Origin of the sequence: Methanoculleus sp. UBA291 (genome assembly GCF_002499755.1) — an archaeon.
GTDB classification, from domain to species: domain Archaea; phylum Halobacteriota; class Methanomicrobia; order Methanomicrobiales; family Methanoculleaceae; genus Methanoculleus; species Methanoculleus palmolei.
In genome coordinates this window covers 14,011-15,925 of the sequence record NZ_DANC01000048.1, presented here as the reverse complement: position 1 = coordinate 15,925, position 1,915 = coordinate 14,011, and the positions used below count along the sequence as shown (strand labels likewise).

Sequence of the window (1,915 nt, the reverse complement as noted above, 5' to 3'; positions counted from 1 at the left end):
AGCAATAGCCGTGTCAACCTATTGTCCCTTGTCGGTTAATTCTCTAAGATCATTGGGTAGAGCCACTTGAGTCTTATCCTCACCTCTCCAGTAGTGAACTGCCAGTCACCTCCTTTCAGGGATTGATTCTGTTGTCGATTCCAGGTGTTTGCTTCTTTCCTGAGTGCTTCAATGGTTGGGATTCTCCACTTCAGACATTGACCGGTGAAGACACTGAGTTCGATCTCGGCAATATTCAACCAGGTCCCGTGCTTCGGGGTGTGATGGATCTCCAACCGGTTTAGCAAAGTTTGCGCTTTCTGCGGAGGGAATGCCTCGTAGTGCATCGTGCCCCCTAATTTTAGGAATTCTGATGCGCTCCTGCGCATCAGTCACTTTCGATTGATCGCACTGGCACGGCTTTCCATGGCTATCGCCCCGCACTGCCCCCCCCGATGGCGGGGGAGAAGGTAGCGAAGTACCGGGTGAGTGTCGTCTCGCATCAAACAATAGGTTAAAGCGATCCGGCAGCGAAAGGGAACGTACAGGGATGTAGTGCAGATGAAAACCCGTGCCGAAGTCCTCGACATCCTCCGGTCTTTGAAAGGCGAACTCAGGGAGCGATACCATGTCGAACGCATCGCCCTCTTCGGGTCGTATGCTCGCGAAGAACAGGGTGAGGGCAGCGATATCGACGTACTCGTAGAGTTCGGTGCCGGTGCGGATCTCTTTGATTTTGTCGGGCTGTCGCAATACCTCGAAGAAAAACTCGGGTCCGGCGTGGATGTCGTGCCGGAAACGGCACTTCGCCCGGAGCTCCGCAGGCAGGTTACCGGGGACCTCCTTGTTGCATGAGATCGCATACCCTCTACATTGCGGATCTTGTTGCCGCCCTGGAGAAGATCGAGGAGTTCACCGCTGACATAACCTATGACGAGTTCCTTCGCGACGATAGGACCCAGAGCGCCGTCATCAGGAAGTTCGAGATCATCGGTGAGACGGCAAAAAACGTCCCATTACCCGTCCGACAAGAGTATCCCGTCATCCCCTGGCGCGAGATGGCAGGGATGCGGGATAAACTGATCTACGCGTATTTCGGCGTCGACACGCTACTTGTCTGGCGAACCGTCGTCAACCGCGTTCCAGATCTCCGGCGGACACTCTGCCGCATCCTCGAACGGGAGCGCGGACGGTATTAATCATCACATTATCCTCGAACGCAAGAAGCTAGATGCCGGACATATGTCGCCAGCGTGAAACACAGAATGCAGGGGCTCCGCTTCACGGAAGATGCTCCGCATCTTCCTGACAGGCACAACCCTCTGGGTTGTGCCGTGTCCTCTCCCGTCGTGTGCAGGGGTCTCCTTACCCCGCCCCTTTCACCCTCGCAAGAACAAAGCAATGAGTTCTTGTTTAGTCATATCGTTATGGTTTGCGATATCGTTTAAGATATTGTTTAATGTTCGTTGTCTCTTTTCTGTTCGGAAAGGGATGATAACGATATGATTTCCCTGGTCGGTCTGTTTGACCATTTTAATGTGACTTCCACGCTGGTGGACAAAAGAATATCCAAGCTTTTTGAGAACCCTGATGATATCTGTGCTGCTAACAACTGGAAGATGTGGCAACGTGATGCACCTGATGTGTAATCTGGGTCTGGATCGTGATTTGTTCGTTGGGTTCTACTTCGTCTTCGAAATACAACAGTACGGCTTCTTCAATGTTTTTAAGTAGTTCTTCGAATGTTTCCCCATCGGTAAAGATACTGTATCCGATTGCGCTGGCAGACCAGTATCCGTCTTCATAGGTAGTTTCAAATCGTACTATCATGATGTAATCCCCCGAGTTAGAGAGAATGAAACGTGAATGATGAAAAATGTTGTTGTCAACGTGACTGCCGGTTTGAGAAACAGGGTAGAACCCAATCTTGCTGAAT

The 1,915-nt window shown here is 51.3% G+C and carries 5 protein-coding genes; 2 read left to right on the top strand and 3 right to left on the bottom strand.

The window, feature by feature from the left end; genetic code table 11:
* Positions 1-35: 35 nt before the first annotated feature.
* The gene (locus BP737_RS11810) at positions 36-326 is read right to left on the bottom strand and encodes a hypothetical protein (RefSeq protein WP_292408249.1); all 291 of its coding nucleotides are present in this window, start codon (positions 324-326) and stop codon (positions 36-38) included.
* 214 nt (positions 327-540) lie between these two features.
* Between BP737_RS11810 and BP737_RS11805 the strand changes: the two genes are divergently transcribed.
* Together BP737_RS11805 and BP737_RS11800 are read left to right on the top strand one after the other, a co-directional pair.
* Positions 541-834 (top strand): nucleotidyltransferase family protein, encoded by a 294-nt coding sequence (locus BP737_RS11805; protein ID WP_292408252.1) that lies wholly within the window; start codon positions 541-543, stop codon positions 832-834.
* The gene (locus tag BP737_RS11800) at positions 831-1,178 is read left to right on the top strand and encodes a DUF86 domain-containing protein (RefSeq protein WP_292408255.1); all 348 of its coding nucleotides are present in this window, start codon (positions 831-833) and stop codon (positions 1,176-1,178) included. The genes BP737_RS11805 and BP737_RS11800 overlap by 4 nt, the downstream gene beginning before the upstream one ends.
* 180 nt (positions 1,179-1,358) lie before the next feature.
* On the opposite strand, the gene BP737_RS14820 is transcribed toward BP737_RS11800, so the two are convergent.
* Positions 1,359-1,607, bottom strand: a complete 249-nt coding sequence (locus BP737_RS14820; RefSeq protein ID WP_394339341.1) for a type II toxin-antitoxin system HicA family toxin — start codon at positions 1,605-1,607, stop codon at positions 1,359-1,361.
* On the bottom strand, positions 1,585-1,915 hold a 331-nt coding region (locus BP737_RS11795), incomplete at its 5' end, for a type II toxin-antitoxin system HicB family antitoxin (RefSeq protein WP_342686208.1). The genes BP737_RS14820 and BP737_RS11795, both read right to left, overlap by 23 nt.

What these genes read in the sequence shown, in the direction of transcription:
- BP737_RS11810 (WP_292408249.1), bottom strand. Translation starts at nt 326, where the DNA reads ATGCACTACGAGGCATTCCCTCCGCAGAAAGCGCAAACTTTGCTAAAC.
- BP737_RS11805 (WP_292408252.1), top strand. Translation starts at nt 541, where the DNA reads ATGAAAACCCGTGCCGAAGTCCTCGACATCCTCCGGTCTTTGAAAGGC.
- BP737_RS11800 (WP_292408255.1), top strand. Translation starts at nt 831, where the DNA reads ATGAGATCGCATACCCTCTACATTGCGGATCTTGTTGCCGCCCTGGAG.